Origin of the sequence: Novosphingobium tardum, assembly GCF_042652045.1 — a bacterium.
Lineage (GTDB): Bacteria > Pseudomonadota > Alphaproteobacteria > Sphingomonadales > Sphingomonadaceae > Novosphingobium > Novosphingobium tardum.
Genome location: NZ_JBHSDR010000003.1, coordinates 138,556 through 152,579 on the forward strand (window position 1 = coordinate 138,556; position 14,024 = coordinate 152,579).

Here is a 14,024-nt window from a genome sequence, read left to right on the forward strand (position 1 = left end):
CTGGGGATCCGGCCGGAGGGCGGGATTGCGAACGATTGTCAGGGCCCTTCCAACTGCATAGAGCGTCGCTGCGGCCGTCCGGCGCGCGCTAGGCGAGGCGGCAAGCCAAGTGGCAAAAAGAATACTGGTTGTCGAGGACAACGACCTCAACCGAAAATTGTTCTGCGACCTCCTGCGCAGCCAGGGCTTCGCAGTCGAACCCGTGGCCGACGGCAATGAAGCGATCGAGCGGACGCGCGGTTTCGTGCCCAATCTGGTGATCATGGACATCCAGCTCAACAACATATCGGGGCTCGACCTGATCGAGACAATGAAAGCCGACCGCGAATTGCGCCTTATCCCGGTGCTGGCGGTTACCGCCTATGCCGGCAAGGGCGACGAGGAGCGGATCAAGGAAGCCGGCGCCGAAGGCTACCTCGCCAAGCCGGTTTCGATCGGCCCGTTCCTGGCGGCGGTGAACCGCCTGATCTGATCGTGCCTTCCGGCCGGATCAGCCGAACTGCCTGACATGCTCGATCACGAAAGTGATCAGCGTCAGGCACAGGCCCACCACGAAGATCCGGTAGGCCATGCCGAGGTACTTGTACTTCTTGCGCTGGAGCACCTGCCCGTTCTGGTAGATGTCGCGCAGGATCGTGCGGAAAACCGTCTCGTCGGCGTGAAGTTCGTCGAGCACGCTGTCGATCCACCGGTCCTCGGGTATCGAGGTGAAAAAGCCGAAGAACAGCTTGTTGGGCGGGCCGTCGCCCTTCTTGCTGCCGCCGATCGAAGGCAGGACCGCGAACACCGCGCACAGCGCCGAAAGGAACGCGAACAGCGCGAGGACCGACAGCGACCACGGAACCGAACCATTCTTTGCCTGGCCCACGGCGATCGTGAACACGACGAACGTCGCCCCCATCAGGATCGACGCCTTCTGGTCCGCCATCTGGCTGAAGGCCAAGGTCACCTGCTGGAGCGTGCGGACGAGATGGATCGCGTGGTTGGAGTATCCCGTCGGCGAAAGCATGGAAGGCGTGGCGACGGGCGGAGAAACCGATTGCGCGGGCGGCGCCGAGGGCACGGCGCCTGCCGACACGGCCGGTTCATGCGGAACCTCGGTCGAACCTTCATCCATTACGCGCACCCCCCGCGCCATTGATCGCGCAAGCGAGATGACACGATTGCGTCACCCTTGACAATGGGGCGCGCAAGCCGCTTTTCCGCCGTAATCGTCTGGCACTCGCCGGGCCTCGCGATGGCCGTCCCGGTCATCACCCTTCCCGGCGCGACCTGGCCGGCACTGGAGCACCGAAACGATGGATCGCGCCGCGACCGCTGAAAAGATCGCCGAACTGATCGAACCCTTCAACAAGAAGGGGCTGGCCCTGGATGACTCCACGACCTTTGCCGGCGACCTCGAGTGGGACAGCCTTACCGTGATGGACTTCGTTGCCGCCATCGAGGACGAGTTCGATATCATCATCACCATGAACCAGCAGGCGGAGATCGAGACTTACGGTCAGCTCATCGATGCGGTGACCAAGCTCCAGTCCTGATCCCGCCACCCCGCGCCCCGGCGCCCGTGTTGGAAAGTAACGCATGACCGAAGGCATCGACGAAGCCGACCGCCCCGTGGCCCTTGCCGGCGGCTCACCCGACCTGTTCTCGAAGTTCGATCCGCTGATCGAGCAACGCCGCGCGCTTCTGGCGCACGGCCAGGAAGACCCGTTCAGCCTCGTGATGGAGCGCGTCCTCAGCCCGACCCAGGCGGTGTGCAACGGGCGCGAGACCATTCTGCTCGGCACCTACAACTACATGGGCATGACCTTCGACCCGGACGTGATCGCCGCGGGCAAGCAGGCGCTCGAGGACTTCGGCAGCGGCACCACCGGCAGCCGCGTCCTCAACGGCACCTACCAGGGGCACCGCGAGTGCGAGGAAGCGCTCAAGGAATTCTACGCGATGGACCACGCGATGGTCTTTTCGACCGGTTACCAGGCAAACCTCGGCATCATCAGCACGATCGCCGGCAAGGGCGACTACATCGTGCTCGACATCGACAGCCACGCCAGCATCTGGGACGGGTGCAAGCTGGGCGATGCCGAGGTCGTGCCGTTCCGCCACAACGACATCGATGCGATGGAAAAGCGCCTCAAGCGCATCCCCGAAGGCGCGGGCAAGCTCGTCATCCTCGAAGGCGTCTATTCGATGCTGGGCGATATCGCCCCGCTCAAGGACATGATCCGCGTCGCCAAGGAAAACGGCGCGATGGTCCTGGTGGACGAAGCGCATTCGATGGGCTTCATCGGGCCCAACGGGCGCGGGGTGGCGGAGGACCAGGGCTGCCTCGATGATGTAGATTTCGTGATCGGAACCTTTTCGAAGAGCGTCGGCACGGTGGGTGGTTTCTGTGTCTCGAACCATCCCAAGTTCGAGATCATGCGCCTCGTCTGCCGGCCTTACGTGTTCACCGCCTCGCTTCCCCCCAGCGTGGTGGCGACCGCTGCCACCTCGATCCGCAAGCTGATGCACGGCGGCAACAAGCGCGCCCACTTGTGGGAGAACAGCCGCAAGCTTCACGCCGGCCTGAAATCGCGCGGCTTCTCATTGGGAACCGACGAGCCGCAATCGGCGATCATCGCGGTGATCATGCCCGACCTCGAACGCGGCGCGGCGATGTGGGAGGCGCTGCTAAAGGAAGGGCTCTACGTGAACCTTGCCCGCCCACCGGCGACGCCCGCCAACATGACCCTGCTGCGCTGTTCGCTTTGCGCCGAACACACCGCCGATCAGGTCGAGACGATCCTTGGCATGTTCGAGCGCGCGGGCAAGGCTGTCGGGATCATTTGAGCGCTAACGCCGCCCGCGCGGCGCGCTGTGGCTGACCGCCGGGGCCGTCGGCGTCGAGCGCGACGATCGCGGAACCGTCGGCGACGAAGCTGATGCGCTGGGTCGGCGTGTTTTCAGGTACGAACGTATCGGGCCCGATGGCCACCAGTCGGGTCGGCGGATTGTCGCCGCGCCGCGTGGTGAGGTTTCCGGCGGCATCGCGGGCGATCGTCCGCTCGCCATAACGTCCCTCATAATCCGCGAGTTGGCGTCCGCTGTCGATCGGCGCAGCCAGCGCGCGGTAATAGGCCAGGATCCGCTCAGCAGCAGGGCGCTCGCTCGCTGGTGCCGCCGCGACGATCGCCGCCATCGCCTCGGAACGCGCGCGGATCAGCGCCTGATCGGCGGGGACCGCGATCTTCGGCGCGACCCCCACCGCCTCCCAGTCTCGCCCGGTCAGGGCGTGGACGGCGCGGCCGACCGAGATCGACATCACGTGGCCGCCGGGGAGCGGAAGGATCGTGTTGCGAAAGCCCCCGCCGCCGGTGTTTTCGCCGACCAGCGTGCCGAAGCCGAACGCGGATACGTGGCTGGCGAATTCTTCTGCCGCGGAGAACGTGCGCTTGGAGGTCAGAACATAGACGGGCTTGCCCGCGAGCGAGAATGGCGGAGCGTGGGTAGCGGTCGCCTGGCCGGCGTCTGAGCGCATCTCGAAGCGCATCAGCTTGGTCGCCGGCGGCAGGAAATAGCTCGCCATCGCGGCCACCGCATCGGGCGAGCCGCCCCCGTTGGCGCGCAGGTCGATGATCACCGCATCACCCCCGCGCAGGAAGGCCATCGCGTTGGCGATTGCCTCGGTGGCGGCCGGTGCGCCCCACTCGAAGCCGCGGTAGTCGAGATAGCGGATGTTGCCGGGCAGGACCTCGAGCTTGGCGACGCCTCCGTTGTCGCGCGTAATCTGGCGGATGAATTCGGGCGGAAGTTCGCCGTCCTCGTCGTCGGAAAGAGGACGGCCGGCAAGCGCGGCGGCCATTTCCGGCGCATAGGTCATGCTGAGGTGCGCGTCCTTCGTCACGGTGCGCATCACGTCGTTCACCTTGTTGGCGAGCGCTTCGCCCTGGAGGCTGTCGAAGGCATGGGCCGCACCAGCAGCGGCGAGCGCGGCATCGAGCTTTGTCGCGGTCTCCGGCAACACATAGCGGGCGAGCACTTCCTTGCGCGCGGCGGCCACGACGACCTCGGCCGGCACGGCGGTGGCGGCGCTCGCTGCGGGTGCCTTCGGCGCGGCGGACGCCGGCATGGCGGCGGAAAACATCATGGCGGCAAGGGGCAGCAGGAAGGGGGTGCGCATCGGCGGTCCTCGACGTTGAAACTGACCGCATTTATAGTTTGGCCAGCTTGCCAGTTGCGGGCAAACATCGCCCCGTTAATGCCTGCCAGCGGCGTCCACGACAGGAAACCTGCCAAATAATGCGCGACTGGGACCGCTATGATCGCGACCTCCTATCGCTGCTTCAGGAGGACGCCCTGCGCACTGCAGAAGACCTGGCGCGCGATGTCGCGCTGTCGCCTTCGGCGATCGCGCGGCGGATGCGGCGGATGCGCGAGGATGGGACCATTCTGGGCGACCGGGCGGTTGTCACCGAAAGGATCGGCCCGTTCCTTTCAGCCATGGTCGACGTCCAGCTCGATCGCCATGCCCTTGCCGAGGTCGAGGCCCTGCTGCGCAGACTGGAGGCCCGCCCGCAGGTCCAGGCCCTGATGGAGGTGGCGGGCCCCTTCGACCTGGTAATGGTCGTTGCAGTCGCCGACATGGACGCGTTCAACGCCTTTGCCGACGAGGCGCTGGCAAGCGACCCCGCGGTGCGCCGCTACGAGACCCGGTTCATCAAGAAGCGACGCAAGTACACCTCGGCGTGGCCGATTGCCCGCGATTGATGCACGGCAGGCAGCCGCAGGTCGGGCAGCCGCAGCTCAGGCAGCCGTCGTTCGGGCAGGCGCCGAGATTGCGTGATCGCACTTGGCATCGGTGCTGCTCGACCCGCCGCTGAGCATCGCCGCGGCGACGAAGCCGCCGACCACGATCACCACGACCCCGATCGTCACAAGGCCAAGGTACTTGTCGATGAACACCTTGATCGGCGCGCCGAAGACCCGGAACAGGATGCCCACGATCAGGAAGCTGATCGCACGGCTGACGATGCTTGCGCCGATGAAGGTCAGCAGCGGCATCGAGATAAACCCGGCGGTGATGGTCAGCAGCTTGAACGGTATCGGAGTCGCACCCTTCACCATGATGATCTCGGCGCCGTACTCGCGCAGGTAGCAGGCGGCGCGGGGGAAGCTGTCGTGCATCCCCAAGGCGTCGATCAGCGACTGGCCGACGGTATCGAAAAGAAGGTGGCCGATTGCGTAGCCGAGCAGCCCGCCCAGCACCGATGCGACAGTGGCGACGAGCGCGTAGCGCACCGCGCGGCGCGGCTCCGCCAGGCACATCAGGCCCAGCAGGGGGTGTGGGGGAATCGGAAAGAAGCTTGCTTCGACAAACGCGAACAGCGCCAGCCAGCCTTCGGCATGGGGGTGCGCGGCCTTCGCCAGGGTCCAGTCATAGAGGCGGCGGAGCATCGGTTGCCCTTGCAGGTAGCGGGATGGGAAGGAAGGTGGCGGGACCATTAGGGGGGCGAGCGATAAAACGCCAGCATGAGTCAGGAACCTATACGGTTCTTTTGTCTTGACATCGTAACGCTATCTGGTTAGAGAAACGGAACATCGCGATCTTACGATTCGCTCCGCGGCTTACCGCCCCCTTCGTCACATGAACGGATCCCATGACTGCCAAGCGCAAGGCCGGCACCGCTGTGCGTGTCCGGGCCAGACTTCCGCTCGCCCGCAGGTTCACCCTGTTCTTGGACGAGCTGGCCGCGACTTCGAACATCGCCGCCTCGTGCCGCAAGGCCGACCTCCAGACCTCCCAGGTCTATGAGCGACGGCGCAAGGATGCCGAGTTCTTCCGCCGCTGGCAGGTCGCGCTGTGCGAAGGTTACGACCTGCTGGAAATGTCGCTCCTCTATCGCCTGCGGATGGGCGAGGTGAAGCCGGCGGGGAGCGCTAAGCGCGGGGTCCGCTCGTTCGACAACGCCACCAGCTTTCGCCTGCTCGCCGCGCATCGCGAGAGCGCGGCGCGCGAGCGCGCGATCCGCGACAACGAGGATACCGAGGCGGTGCTCGCCTCGATCGACGCCACGCTCGATGCCATGCGCCTGCGCGCCCAGGAGGTCGAGGACGTGTCGGCCAGCGTCTCGCAGTTCGCCGAACGCCAGGGCGCAACGCTTGCGGGATCTGATGACGCTGGCGAATAAGCGGCTGAACTGGCTGCTCTCGCTCCCACCCGAGGCGTGCCAGCGGACGCTGCGCCGCCTGACAGAGCGCCAGCGCCGCGAGCTTTCTCACCACTGGCGGCTGTGGGCGCGCGAGGCCCAGCTATCGCCAAAGGGAGACTGGCGCGTGTGGCTGATCATGGCCGGGCGCGGCTTCGGCAAGACCCGCGCGGGCGCCGAATGGGTCCGCGAGATCGCCTCGCGCGATGCCGAGGCGAGGATCGCCCTCGTCGCCTCGACCCTGGCCGAGGGGCGCAGCGTGATGGTCGAAGGGGAAAGCGGCCTGCTTGCGATCAGCCCTCCCGGCCGACGGCCGCGTTACGAGCCTTCGCTGCGCCGCCTGACCTGGCCCAACGGGGCCCAGGCGACGCTCTACTCCGCGGCCGAGCCCGAAAGCCTGCGCGGTCCCCAGCATAGCCATGCTCGCAGGACAGTCCCAGCGGGAATTCTTCGTCAACGAGGCCATGGTCCGGACCGATGCCCTGTTGCACTGCGCGATCGAAGGTGCGGCACAAACGCCACCATCGGCTCCGTCGCCGGGGCAATCGTGGCGCGTGCTGGGCGGTGGACAGGCCGAATTTACCGGGCACGACGACACGATTGCGCTTTGGACCGAGGGCGGCTGGCGCTTCATCGAGCCGCGTCCGGGAACGCGGGCCTTCAACCGCTCAAGCGGTGCCTTCGAACTTTTCGATGGTTCGTGGGTAATCCCCACAAGTCCCGTCGCGCCCCAGGGCGGAGCGACGATCGACGCCGAGGCGCGATCCATGCTGGTTAACCTGCTTGAAACGCTTGCAGCTGCAGGAGTCTTTGCGACGAACTGATGGGAACAATTCACGCCATCGAGCATTTGCCGGGAACATGAGGGTTTTCCCAAGTCTGAGCATTAAGATCGCGCCGATCCGGCGCGACATTTATGCAACAGTCGGGGAGTTTTGCCCGCTTGCGCCACTTTGACTAAGAAGATAGACCAACCGCCACTAAGTGGCATTAGATCGCAAAAAGGGGAAACAATAATGCGTAAATTAGTCATAGGCATGGCCTTGGCTTCTACGGCCTTGGCATCGCCCGCGTTCGCGCGTGACGATTCCTGGTACGTTGAAGTGGACGGCGGCGTGATGCTGCTTGAGGATATCGATTACGACATCGGAACGGTCAACAATGCCGTGACGCTCGATTCCGACTACGGCTACGACTTCGGTGGCATCGTCGGTTACGACTTCGGTGGTTTCCGCATGGAAGCCGAGGCCAGCTATCGCCAGGCCAATCAGGACTCGCTGAGCTCGTCGGTCACGATCCCCGCGGTTGGCACCACCGTGGCGACCAGCGCCCTTCCCGGCACGTACAATTACGTCGGCGGCAAGGTCAACGCGCTGAGCTTCATGGTCAACGGCCTGCTCGACTTCGGCGCTGACGACGGCCTGCAGGGCTTTGTCGGCGGCGGCGTCGGTGTCGCTCGTGTCGATTCCGACATCTCGATCCGCAATGGCGGCCCCGGCTTCATCAACGATTCCGACACCGGTTTCGCTTGGCAGGCCCTGGCTGGCGTCCGCGCTCCCCTGACGGACCACTGGGACGTCGGCGTGAAGTATCGCTTCTTCAACGCTCCGAACGTCAAGGTCCTCGACACTGCCGGCCGCAGCGCCGACAGCCGCTTCCGTTCGCACAGCCTGATGGGCACTTTCGCCTACAACTTCGGTGGCGCCGAACCCATGCCGGAGCCGGTGGTTGCACCGCCGCCCCCGCCGCCGCCGCCGCCGCCGCCGCCGCCGGTCGTTCAGGCCGTCTGCAACAAGGGCCCGTACATCGTGTTCTTCGACTGGGATAAGTCGGACATCACGCCGGAAGCCGCCACCATCCTCGACAACGCCGTCTCTGCCTATGGCAGCTGCCAGAGCGTTCCGATCATGCTGGCCGGTCACACCGACCGTTCGGGTTCGGTCCAGTACAACATCGGCCTGGCCGAGCGTCGCAACGCCTCGGTGCGTTCGTACCTCACCTCGCATGGCATTGCCGACGGTGCGATCACCGCGCAGGCATTCGGCGAAAGCCAGCCGCGCGTCCCGACTGCCGACGGTGTCCGCGAACTGCAGAACCGCCGCGTCGAGATCACTTACGGTCCGGGCTCGGGCATGTAAGCTCTCGACTTCGGTCGAAAGAACGAGGGGCCGGAGAAATCCGGCCCCTTTTTCTATGCGCGCTTCCTGCGGTCGGACGAACTGATTGGGAGGTGCTCCCGACGCTTCGCAGCCAGGCATACTTCGCCGGCTGGTCTTGCAGCGACCTCGTGGTAGCTGGTGTGGTCTCCCCACCGAGACTGAACCTGATTGCCCAGCGGCGCTCTTTCGAGCTTCCGCCCCGGCAGCGCTCTAGGTGTCGTCGATCAACCCCGGCTCGCCTCGCGGCGGCTGAGATTGCGGTAGGCGATGATCAGTGCCACCAAGGACACTGGCGCTACCACCATGATCGCCAACAGGCCTGCTCCCAGGTCACCGAGATGGGTCGACATCTTGCCGGCCGAGTAGGGACCCAACGCGAGCCCGATCATCGTGGCCCCGAGCAGGAACGCAGCCGTCGCCGTCCCGCGGACTTCCGGCTTCACGATGTTGACGATGGTGCCGGACGATCCGCCCAGCGCCGCGCTCGCCAGCGCCTGGGTCGGGAAGACGAGCAGATAGAACACGGTCAGCGAACTGGTCGTATAGCTGAGATAATAGGGGACCAGCGAAGTTATCAGGCCGCCGATGATTACCAGGATCCGACGCGCATCCTGTCCCGGTCCTGCTAGCCTGTCGGCCAGGGCGCCCCCGCCGATGACACCCGCCGCACCGCCCACCGCGGCCGCGCCGCCGACCACGAACCCAACCTGCGTTGGGTCGGCGCCAAAGTGCTGGATGATGTACAGCGGCGCGAACGCGGCGTTGGCATAGGCGAGGAAGGCGATGAGACCATACCCGATCGTGACGCCGAGGAACGCCGGCGACTTCCAGATTTCCGCGAAAGAGCCCAGGTCACGCGCGCGCAGCGCCGCAGCCCACGAGAAGACCGCATAAGTGCCGACACCCAAAGCGATCCACTGGTTGGGATCGCCGACCAGCACGATCAGCGTGAAGGCGATAGCCGCGATGATCGCTGCACCTGCGAGGTTCGCGAACAGTGCTGGCATACCGCGCCGCGCTGCGCCGACGAGGGTAAAAGGAGGGACGATGTCGCCCAGATCCTGGAACAACGGACCCCAGGGCATCGGCGTGTTCACATCCGGTTTGATCGCGTCGGACTTTGACTCGAAGCGCCCGCGCAGCGGCTCGCGCAGGGTCGAAACCCATGCCGCAAGGAGCAGGCCGGGTATGCCGACCGCGAGGAATGCCACCTGCCATCCAACGAGGCCGAACGGAGCTCTGCCGGCGGCATAGGCTGCGTTCCAGCGCCCTGAGATTGCGCTGCCAATAAACAGTGAGAGGCCGCCACCAAGGTAGAGGCCGGACGAATAGATCGCGAGTGCGGTCGCCCGGCGGCGCGGCGGAAAGTAGTCGCTGATCAGCGAGTAGGCGCAAGGTCCCGCGGTGGCTTCGCCCACCCCGACCCCGACACGTGCCGCGGCAAGCTGGCCGAAATTGCGGGAGAGGCCCGACAGCGCGGTCATGCCCGACCACAAGACAAGACCCGAGGCGAGGAGCTTCACCCGAACCCAGCGGTCAGCGAGCTTGCCCAGAGGGATGCCGAAAAGGGCATAGAAGACACCAAAGGCCGTGCCGTAGAGAAATCCGAAATCGCTGTCGTCGATCCCCAGATCCTTCTTGAGGTCCGGGGCCAGGATGGTGAGGACTTGCCGATCGACGAAGTTGAGGATGTAGACCAGAACCAGCAGCGAGAGGACATACCAGGCATAAGGTTCGATACGCTGGTCAGTGCGATCGCCGGTTGGCTGTTCCAAGTTCATCTCTCCCACGCCCGTTCACCGGGCTGCATAGTCGACCCCATCGGGAAGGCCGGCCTTTTCAAATCCTTCGCGGCGTAGCCGGCAACTGTCGCACACGCCACAGGCCTTGCCGCCTGGCTGTGGATCGTAGCACGACCAGCTCAGCCCGGGATGGAGACCGAGGCGCGCAGCCTCCTGCGCTATCCTGGCCTTGCCCATGTGCTGCAATGGCGCATGAATGGTGAATGACCGGCCTTGCGCACCGGCCTTGGTCGCGAGCGTCGCGAGCCCGGCGAAGGCGGCGATGAACTCGGGTCGGCAATCGGGATAGCCTGAATAGTCCAGCGCATTGACCCCGATGAAGATGTCGCGCGCGCCAAGCGCCTCGGCCCACGCGAGGGTGAGCGACAGGAACACGAGGTTGCGCGCCGGGACATAGGTGACCGGAATGTCGGTTCCCACGCCATCCTTCGGTACGGCGATGTCGGCGGTCAGGGCTGAGCCACCGAACTGCCGCAGATCGAGCGGCAGGACGACGTGCCGCGCGGCGCCAAGGTGAGCGGCTATCGTGCGCGCCGAACTGATTTCTATGGCGTGACGCTGGTTATAGTCGATCGTCAGGGCGTTGAGGCGAAAGCCTTGCTCGAGCGCTAGGCCTGCCGTGACCATAGAGTCGAGCCCACCCGAAAGAAGCACGACAGCATCTTTCGCGGCCGTCACTGAAGCATCGTCGGCAAGGGCTGAGGCGACCATGACAAGGGGCTAGACGGCGCCGACGGCGCGCGCAACGCCGTGGCTTGCGCCGAGCGTCGATTTCCCCCGGCGAATGCAGCGTCCTAGTCTTCCTCGATGGCGAAGACGCGCGAGCAGAAAGCGCAGTCGACGGCGATCCGTCCGTCATCGCCGCGCATCTCGGCGCGATCCTCGGGCGGGAAGCGGCCGATGACCTCGCGAAAGTGGGCGATCGTGCAGCGGCAGCCGCGCATCAGCGGCATCCCGGGCTCGACACGAACTTCGGGCTCCTCATGGAACAGCCGCCAGACAATCGATTCAAGGCCCAGTTCCGGATCGACCAGCTCGTTGTGGCGCAGCGAACCGGCCAACACGGCGACATGCTCCCATTCCGGATGATCGAGCCGGACGTGCAACCGTTCGCGGCCCTCCTCGCCTTCAGCCAGATGCTGGACGAGAAGGCCGCCTGCCACGCATCCGTCGGGCCCGGAACGGATCGCCACGCGAATAAGTGTCGGCACCTGCTCGGATTGCTGGAAATAGTTCTGGCAGGCATCTGCCAGCGAGTCCCCTTCGAGCGGAACGATGCCCTGGTATCGCTGCCCGGTCGCGGCAAGGTCGAAGGTAATGGCGAGATAGCCCTTGCCGAACAGCGCGAAGAGCGACGGATTGGCTCCAAGCGAGGCCAGCATCTCGGCGTTGTGGCGAACATAGCCGCGCAGCTCTCCGCCCCGATAATCGCAGACCAGGAGCTCGACTATTCCCCCTTCGGTCTGGGCCTGCATGGTCAGCTGGGCGGGCGCCGCATCATCGTCGCCGTCCTTGAGCAACGTCCCGATCAAGGCCGTGACCGCCAGCGCCTCGGCAAGCAAATGCTTGATCGGTGGTGGATAGGAATGGGCAGCGAGGATCTCGTCAAGCACGGGACCAAGCCGAACCACTCGCCCGCGCGCATTGCGCGCGGGGAGGGTGAAGTGAAGCGGACGGTCGAAGCCCGTCTCCACTCCCGGCGGATTGGACCCTTCGTCGCTCACAACTGGCCAAACGCCCAGCGCAGCACGGACTTCTGGGCGTGGATGCGGTTTTCGGCCTCATCGAACACCAGCGACCGGGACCCGTCGATCACTCCGGAGGTGACTTCCTCACCGCGATGCGCGGGCAGGCAGTGCAGGAAGATCGCATCGGCATGTGCGGACGCCATCAGCGCTTCATCGACCTGATATGGTGCCATGGCGGCGAGCCGGGCTTCCGCGCCGCTTTGCCCCATGGAAACCCACGTGTCGGTCACGACCACCTGCGCACCCGAAACCGCTTCGCGCGGATCCCGGCACACTGTGACAGTCGCCCCGGCGGCTTGAGCCCGCGCAATGAACGCAGGGTCCGCATCGTATCCCTCGGGTACGCCAAGCCGCACGCCAAACTTCATGAGGCCGGCCGCCTCGATGAACGAGTTGGCGACGTTGTTGCCATCGCCCAGCCATGCCACCTGAAGGCCCGGCAAGGCGATGCCGCGCTCGACGATGGTGAGCAGATCCGCGACGATCTGGCAGGGATGCGAAAGGTCGGTAAGCCCATTGATTACCGGAACGGTGGCGCAATCGGCCAGTTCCTCGGCCTTGGCGTGATCGTCTGTCCGGATCATGATCGCGTCGACCATCCGGCTAAGCACTCGGGCCGTGTCGGCGATCGTTTCACCGCGCCCAAGCTGGGTGCTGCCGCTGTCGAGGATCAGCGCGCTTCCGCCGAGTTGGCGCATGCCGATGTCGAACGACACGCGCGTGCGGGTCGAGCTCTTCTCGAAGATCATCGCGAGGACGCGTCCCGCCAGGGGCGCGTCAGCATCGGCCTGACCGCGCGGCCGTTCCTTGCGTGCGGCCTTGCGGTCCGTCGCATCGTTCAGAATGGCCGCGATTGCGTCGCCGCCTGCATCGGAGAGGTTCAGGAAGCGCCGGATCATGGCGCGACGTAGCTTGCGGCAGCGGCCGAAAGCTTGTCCATGAATTCTTCGATGTGGCTGTCGTCGATAACCAGGGGCGGAATGATCCGCACCGTGTTGTCGCCCGCGGCGACCGTCAGCAACCCGTGATTGTCGCGCATGTGTGCAACGAAGGGGCGGCTTTCCGAGCGCATCTTCAGTCCGATCATCAGACCACGCCCGCGCACAAGTTCGAACAGCTCGGGATAGTTGCCGATGAACTGCTCCAGCCGCGCACGGATCCGTTCGCCCTTGGCGCGAACCTCGGCAAGAAAGCTCTCGTCGGCAACGACATCGAGGACGGCTTCGCCCGCCGCCATTGCCAGTGGATTTCCCCCATAAGTGCTGCCGTGAGAGCCTATCCCCATCCCGCGCGCCGCCTTTTCGGTTGCGAGACAGGCACCCATCGGAAAGCCGCCGCCGATGCCCTTGGCCGTGGCCATGATATCTGGTGTCACGCCGTACTGTTCATAGGCATAGAGCGTACCGGCACGCGCGACACCGCACTGGACCTCGTCGAAGATCAGCATCAGGTCGTGCTCGTCGGCCAAATCGCGCAGGCCCTTGATGAAAGCATCAGAGCCGACGCGGATGCCGCCCTCGCCCTGGATCGGCTCGACCATGAAGCCCGCGGTGTTGGGGCCGATAGCGCTCTTCGCTGCCTCAAGATCGTCGAACTCGACGTACTTAAAGCCCTGCAGCAGCGGCAGGAAGCCGTGATGCATCTTCTCCTGGTTCGACGCGCTGATCGTCGCCATCGTGCGGCCGTGGAATGCGTTTTTGAAGGTGATCAGCTCGTACTTCTGCTCGTTCCCGGCGTGACTGTGATAGGCGCGCGCGGTCTTGATCGCACACTCGACCGCTTCCGCACCGGAATTGGTGAAGAACACGGTGTCCGCAAAAGTCAGGTCGACGAGACGCTTCGCCAGTCTTTCGCCCTGAGGACTGCCGTAGAGGTTCGAAACGTGCATCAGCGTCGCGGCCTGGCGTTGGATGGCGCCGATCAGCCCCTCGTGCGAATGCCCCAGCAGGTTGACTGCGATCCCGCTGGCAAAGTCCAGGAACCGGCGCCCGTCTTCCGATATCAAGTGGCAATGTTCGCCGCGTACCGGGCGTACATCGCACCGGGGATAGACAGGCATGAGCGGAGTGATCGACATCGGTTGGACTCCTGTGTTCGCCGGGCTTTTCGCGCCCGCGATCGATACGG

The 14,024-nt window shown here is 65.0% G+C and carries 16 protein-coding genes and 1 pseudogene; 9 read left to right on the forward strand and 8 right to left on the reverse strand.

The window, feature by feature from the left end; translation table 11 throughout:
• The first annotated feature begins 109 nt into the window (after positions 1–109).
• Positions 110–472 carry a response regulator gene (locus ACFO0A_RS00800; RefSeq protein WP_379537080.1) on the forward strand — a complete coding sequence of 121 codons (363 nt, stop codon included), beginning with the start codon at positions 110–112 and terminating at the stop codon, positions 470–472.
• A gap of 18 nt (positions 473–490) precedes the next feature.
• Here the strand turns inward: ACFO0A_RS00800 and ACFO0A_RS00805 are convergent, their stop codons facing one another.
• Positions 491–1,117 (reverse strand): Pycsar system effector family protein, encoded by a 627-nt coding sequence (locus tag ACFO0A_RS00805; RefSeq protein WP_379537081.1) that lies wholly within the window; start codon positions 1,115–1,117, stop codon positions 491–493.
• A 63-nt stretch (positions 1,118–1,180) separates the two neighbouring features.
• On the opposite strand from ACFO0A_RS00805, the gene ACFO0A_RS00810 reads away from it, so the two are divergent.
• The 3 genes from ACFO0A_RS00810 to spt are packed head-to-tail and all read left to right on the forward strand — an operon-like array spanning position 1,181 to position 2,832.
• Entirely contained in the window at positions 1,181–1,321 is a 141-nt protein-coding gene (locus ACFO0A_RS00810; protein WP_379537082.1) for a hypothetical protein, read from the forward strand.
• Positions 1,299–1,538 (forward strand): acyl carrier protein, encoded by a 240-nt coding sequence (locus ACFO0A_RS00815; protein ID WP_379537083.1) that lies wholly within the window; start codon positions 1,299–1,301, stop codon positions 1,536–1,538. Before ACFO0A_RS00810 ends, ACFO0A_RS00815 begins: the two co-directional genes overlap by 23 nt.
• A gap of 43 nt (positions 1,539–1,581) precedes the next feature.
• Positions 1,582–2,832, forward strand: a complete 1,251-nt coding sequence (gene spt, locus ACFO0A_RS00820; RefSeq protein ID WP_379537084.1) for a serine palmitoyltransferase — start codon at positions 1,582–1,584, stop codon at positions 2,830–2,832.
• On the opposite strand, the gene ACFO0A_RS00825 is transcribed toward spt, so the two are convergent.
• Positions 2,825–4,162, reverse strand: a complete 1,338-nt coding sequence (locus ACFO0A_RS00825; protein WP_379537085.1) for a S41 family peptidase — start codon at positions 4,160–4,162, stop codon at positions 2,825–2,827. The genes spt and ACFO0A_RS00825 overlap by 8 nt on opposite strands.
• Positions 4,163–4,281: 119 nt before the next feature.
• Here ACFO0A_RS00825 and ACFO0A_RS00830 point away from each other — a divergent pair, with 119 nt between their 5' ends.
• The gene (locus ACFO0A_RS00830) at positions 4,282–4,749 is read left to right on the forward strand and encodes an Lrp/AsnC family transcriptional regulator (protein ID WP_379537086.1); all 468 of its coding nucleotides are present in this window, start codon (positions 4,282–4,284) and stop codon (positions 4,747–4,749) included.
• A gap of 36 nt (positions 4,750–4,785) precedes the next feature.
• Here the strand turns inward: ACFO0A_RS00830 and ACFO0A_RS00835 are convergent, their stop codons facing one another.
• Complete coding sequence (locus ACFO0A_RS00835) at positions 4,786–5,436, reverse strand: YqaA family protein (protein WP_379537087.1); 651 nt, start codon at positions 5,434–5,436, stop codon at positions 4,786–4,788.
• A 203-nt stretch (positions 5,437–5,639) separates the two neighbouring features.
• Between ACFO0A_RS00835 and ACFO0A_RS00840 the strand changes: the two genes are divergently transcribed.
• The 4 genes and pseudogenes from ACFO0A_RS00840 (at position 5,640) to ACFO0A_RS00855 (ending at position 8,326) form a co-directional block, all read left to right on the forward strand.
• Positions 5,640–6,170 (forward strand): hypothetical protein, encoded by a 531-nt coding sequence (locus ACFO0A_RS00840; RefSeq protein WP_379537088.1) that lies wholly within the window; start codon positions 5,640–5,642, stop codon positions 6,168–6,170.
• Positions 6,154–6,612: pseudogene (locus ACFO0A_RS00845) on the forward strand (terminase large subunit domain-containing protein); the annotation flags it as partial. The gene ACFO0A_RS00840 and the pseudogene ACFO0A_RS00845, both read left to right, overlap by 17 nt.
• A 40-nt stretch (positions 6,613–6,652) precedes the next feature.
• Complete coding sequence (locus ACFO0A_RS00850; RefSeq protein ID WP_379538130.1) at positions 6,653–7,012, forward strand: DUF2793 domain-containing protein; 360 nt, start codon at positions 6,653–6,655, stop codon at positions 7,010–7,012.
• 192 nt (positions 7,013–7,204) lie between these two features.
• The gene (locus ACFO0A_RS00855) at positions 7,205–8,326 is read left to right on the forward strand and encodes an OmpA family protein (RefSeq protein WP_379537089.1); all 1,122 of its coding nucleotides are present in this window, start codon (positions 7,205–7,207) and stop codon (positions 8,324–8,326) included.
• A gap of 245 nt (positions 8,327–8,571) precedes the next feature.
• On the opposite strand, the gene ACFO0A_RS00860 is transcribed toward ACFO0A_RS00855, so the two are convergent.
• The 5 genes from ACFO0A_RS00860 to ACFO0A_RS00880 all read right to left on the reverse strand — a co-directional run bounded on the left by ACFO0A_RS00860 (position 8,572) and on the right by ACFO0A_RS00880 (position 13,974).
• Complete coding sequence (locus ACFO0A_RS00860) at positions 8,572–10,128, reverse strand: MFS transporter (RefSeq protein WP_379537090.1); 1,557 nt, start codon at positions 10,126–10,128, stop codon at positions 8,572–8,574.
• A gap of 15 nt (positions 10,129–10,143) precedes the next feature.
• Positions 10,144–10,860, reverse strand: coding sequence for a 7-cyano-7-deazaguanine synthase QueC (gene queC, locus ACFO0A_RS00865; RefSeq protein ID WP_379537091.1), 717 nt, complete (start codon positions 10,858–10,860; stop codon positions 10,144–10,146).
• 83 nt (positions 10,861–10,943) lie between these two features.
• Positions 10,944–11,873, reverse strand: coding sequence for an Hsp33 family molecular chaperone HslO (gene hslO, locus ACFO0A_RS00870; protein WP_379537092.1), 930 nt, complete (start codon positions 11,871–11,873; stop codon positions 10,944–10,946).
• Positions 11,870–12,796 (reverse strand): ornithine carbamoyltransferase, encoded by a 927-nt coding sequence (argF, locus tag ACFO0A_RS00875; protein WP_379537093.1) that lies wholly within the window; start codon positions 12,794–12,796, stop codon positions 11,870–11,872. Before argF ends, hslO begins: the two co-directional genes overlap by 4 nt.
• The gene (locus ACFO0A_RS00880) at positions 12,793–13,974 is read right to left on the reverse strand and encodes an aspartate aminotransferase family protein (RefSeq protein WP_379537094.1); all 1,182 of its coding nucleotides are present in this window, start codon (positions 13,972–13,974) and stop codon (positions 12,793–12,795) included. The genes argF and ACFO0A_RS00880 overlap by 4 nt, the downstream gene beginning before the upstream one ends.
• Positions 13,975–14,024 lie beyond the last annotated feature (50 nt).

Bases quoted from the DNA above. Each gene is read 5' to 3' on its own strand.
- ACFO0A_RS00805 (WP_379537081.1), bottom strand. From the start codon at position 1,117: ATGGATGAAGGTTCGACCGAGGTTCCGCATGAACCGGCCGTGTCGGCA.
- ACFO0A_RS00810 (WP_379537082.1), top strand. From the start codon at position 1,181: ATGGGGCGCGCAAGCCGCTTTTCCGCCGTAATCGTCTGGCACTCGCCG.
- ACFO0A_RS00815 (WP_379537083.1), top strand. From the start codon at position 1,299: ATGGATCGCGCCGCGACCGCTGAAAAGATCGCCGAACTGATCGAACCC.
- spt (WP_379537084.1), top strand. From the start codon at position 1,582: ATGACCGAAGGCATCGACGAAGCCGACCGCCCCGTGGCCCTTGCCGGC.
- ACFO0A_RS00825 (WP_379537085.1), bottom strand. From the start codon at position 4,162: ATGCGCACCCCCTTCCTGCTGCCCCTTGCCGCCATGATGTTTTCCGCC.
- ACFO0A_RS00830 (WP_379537086.1), top strand. From the start codon at position 4,282: ATGCGCGACTGGGACCGCTATGATCGCGACCTCCTATCGCTGCTTCAG.
- ACFO0A_RS00835 (WP_379537087.1), bottom strand. From the start codon at position 5,436: ATGCTCCGCCGCCTCTATGACTGGACCCTGGCGAAGGCCGCGCACCCC.
- ACFO0A_RS00840 (WP_379537088.1), top strand. From the start codon at position 5,640: ATGACTGCCAAGCGCAAGGCCGGCACCGCTGTGCGTGTCCGGGCCAGA.
- ACFO0A_RS00850 (WP_379538130.1), top strand. From the start codon at position 6,653: ATGGTCCGGACCGATGCCCTGTTGCACTGCGCGATCGAAGGTGCGGCA.
- ACFO0A_RS00855 (WP_379537089.1), top strand. From the start codon at position 7,205: ATGCGTAAATTAGTCATAGGCATGGCCTTGGCTTCTACGGCCTTGGCA.
- ACFO0A_RS00860 (WP_379537090.1), bottom strand. From the start codon at position 10,128: ATGAACTTGGAACAGCCAACCGGCGATCGCACTGACCAGCGTATCGAA.
- queC (WP_379537091.1), bottom strand. From the start codon at position 10,860: ATGGTCGCCTCAGCCCTTGCCGACGATGCTTCAGTGACGGCCGCGAAA.
- argF (WP_379537093.1), bottom strand. From the start codon at position 12,796: ATGATCCGGCGCTTCCTGAACCTCTCCGATGCAGGCGGCGACGCAATC.
- ACFO0A_RS00880 (WP_379537094.1), bottom strand. From the start codon at position 13,974: ATGTCGATCACTCCGCTCATGCCTGTCTATCCCCGGTGCGATGTACGC.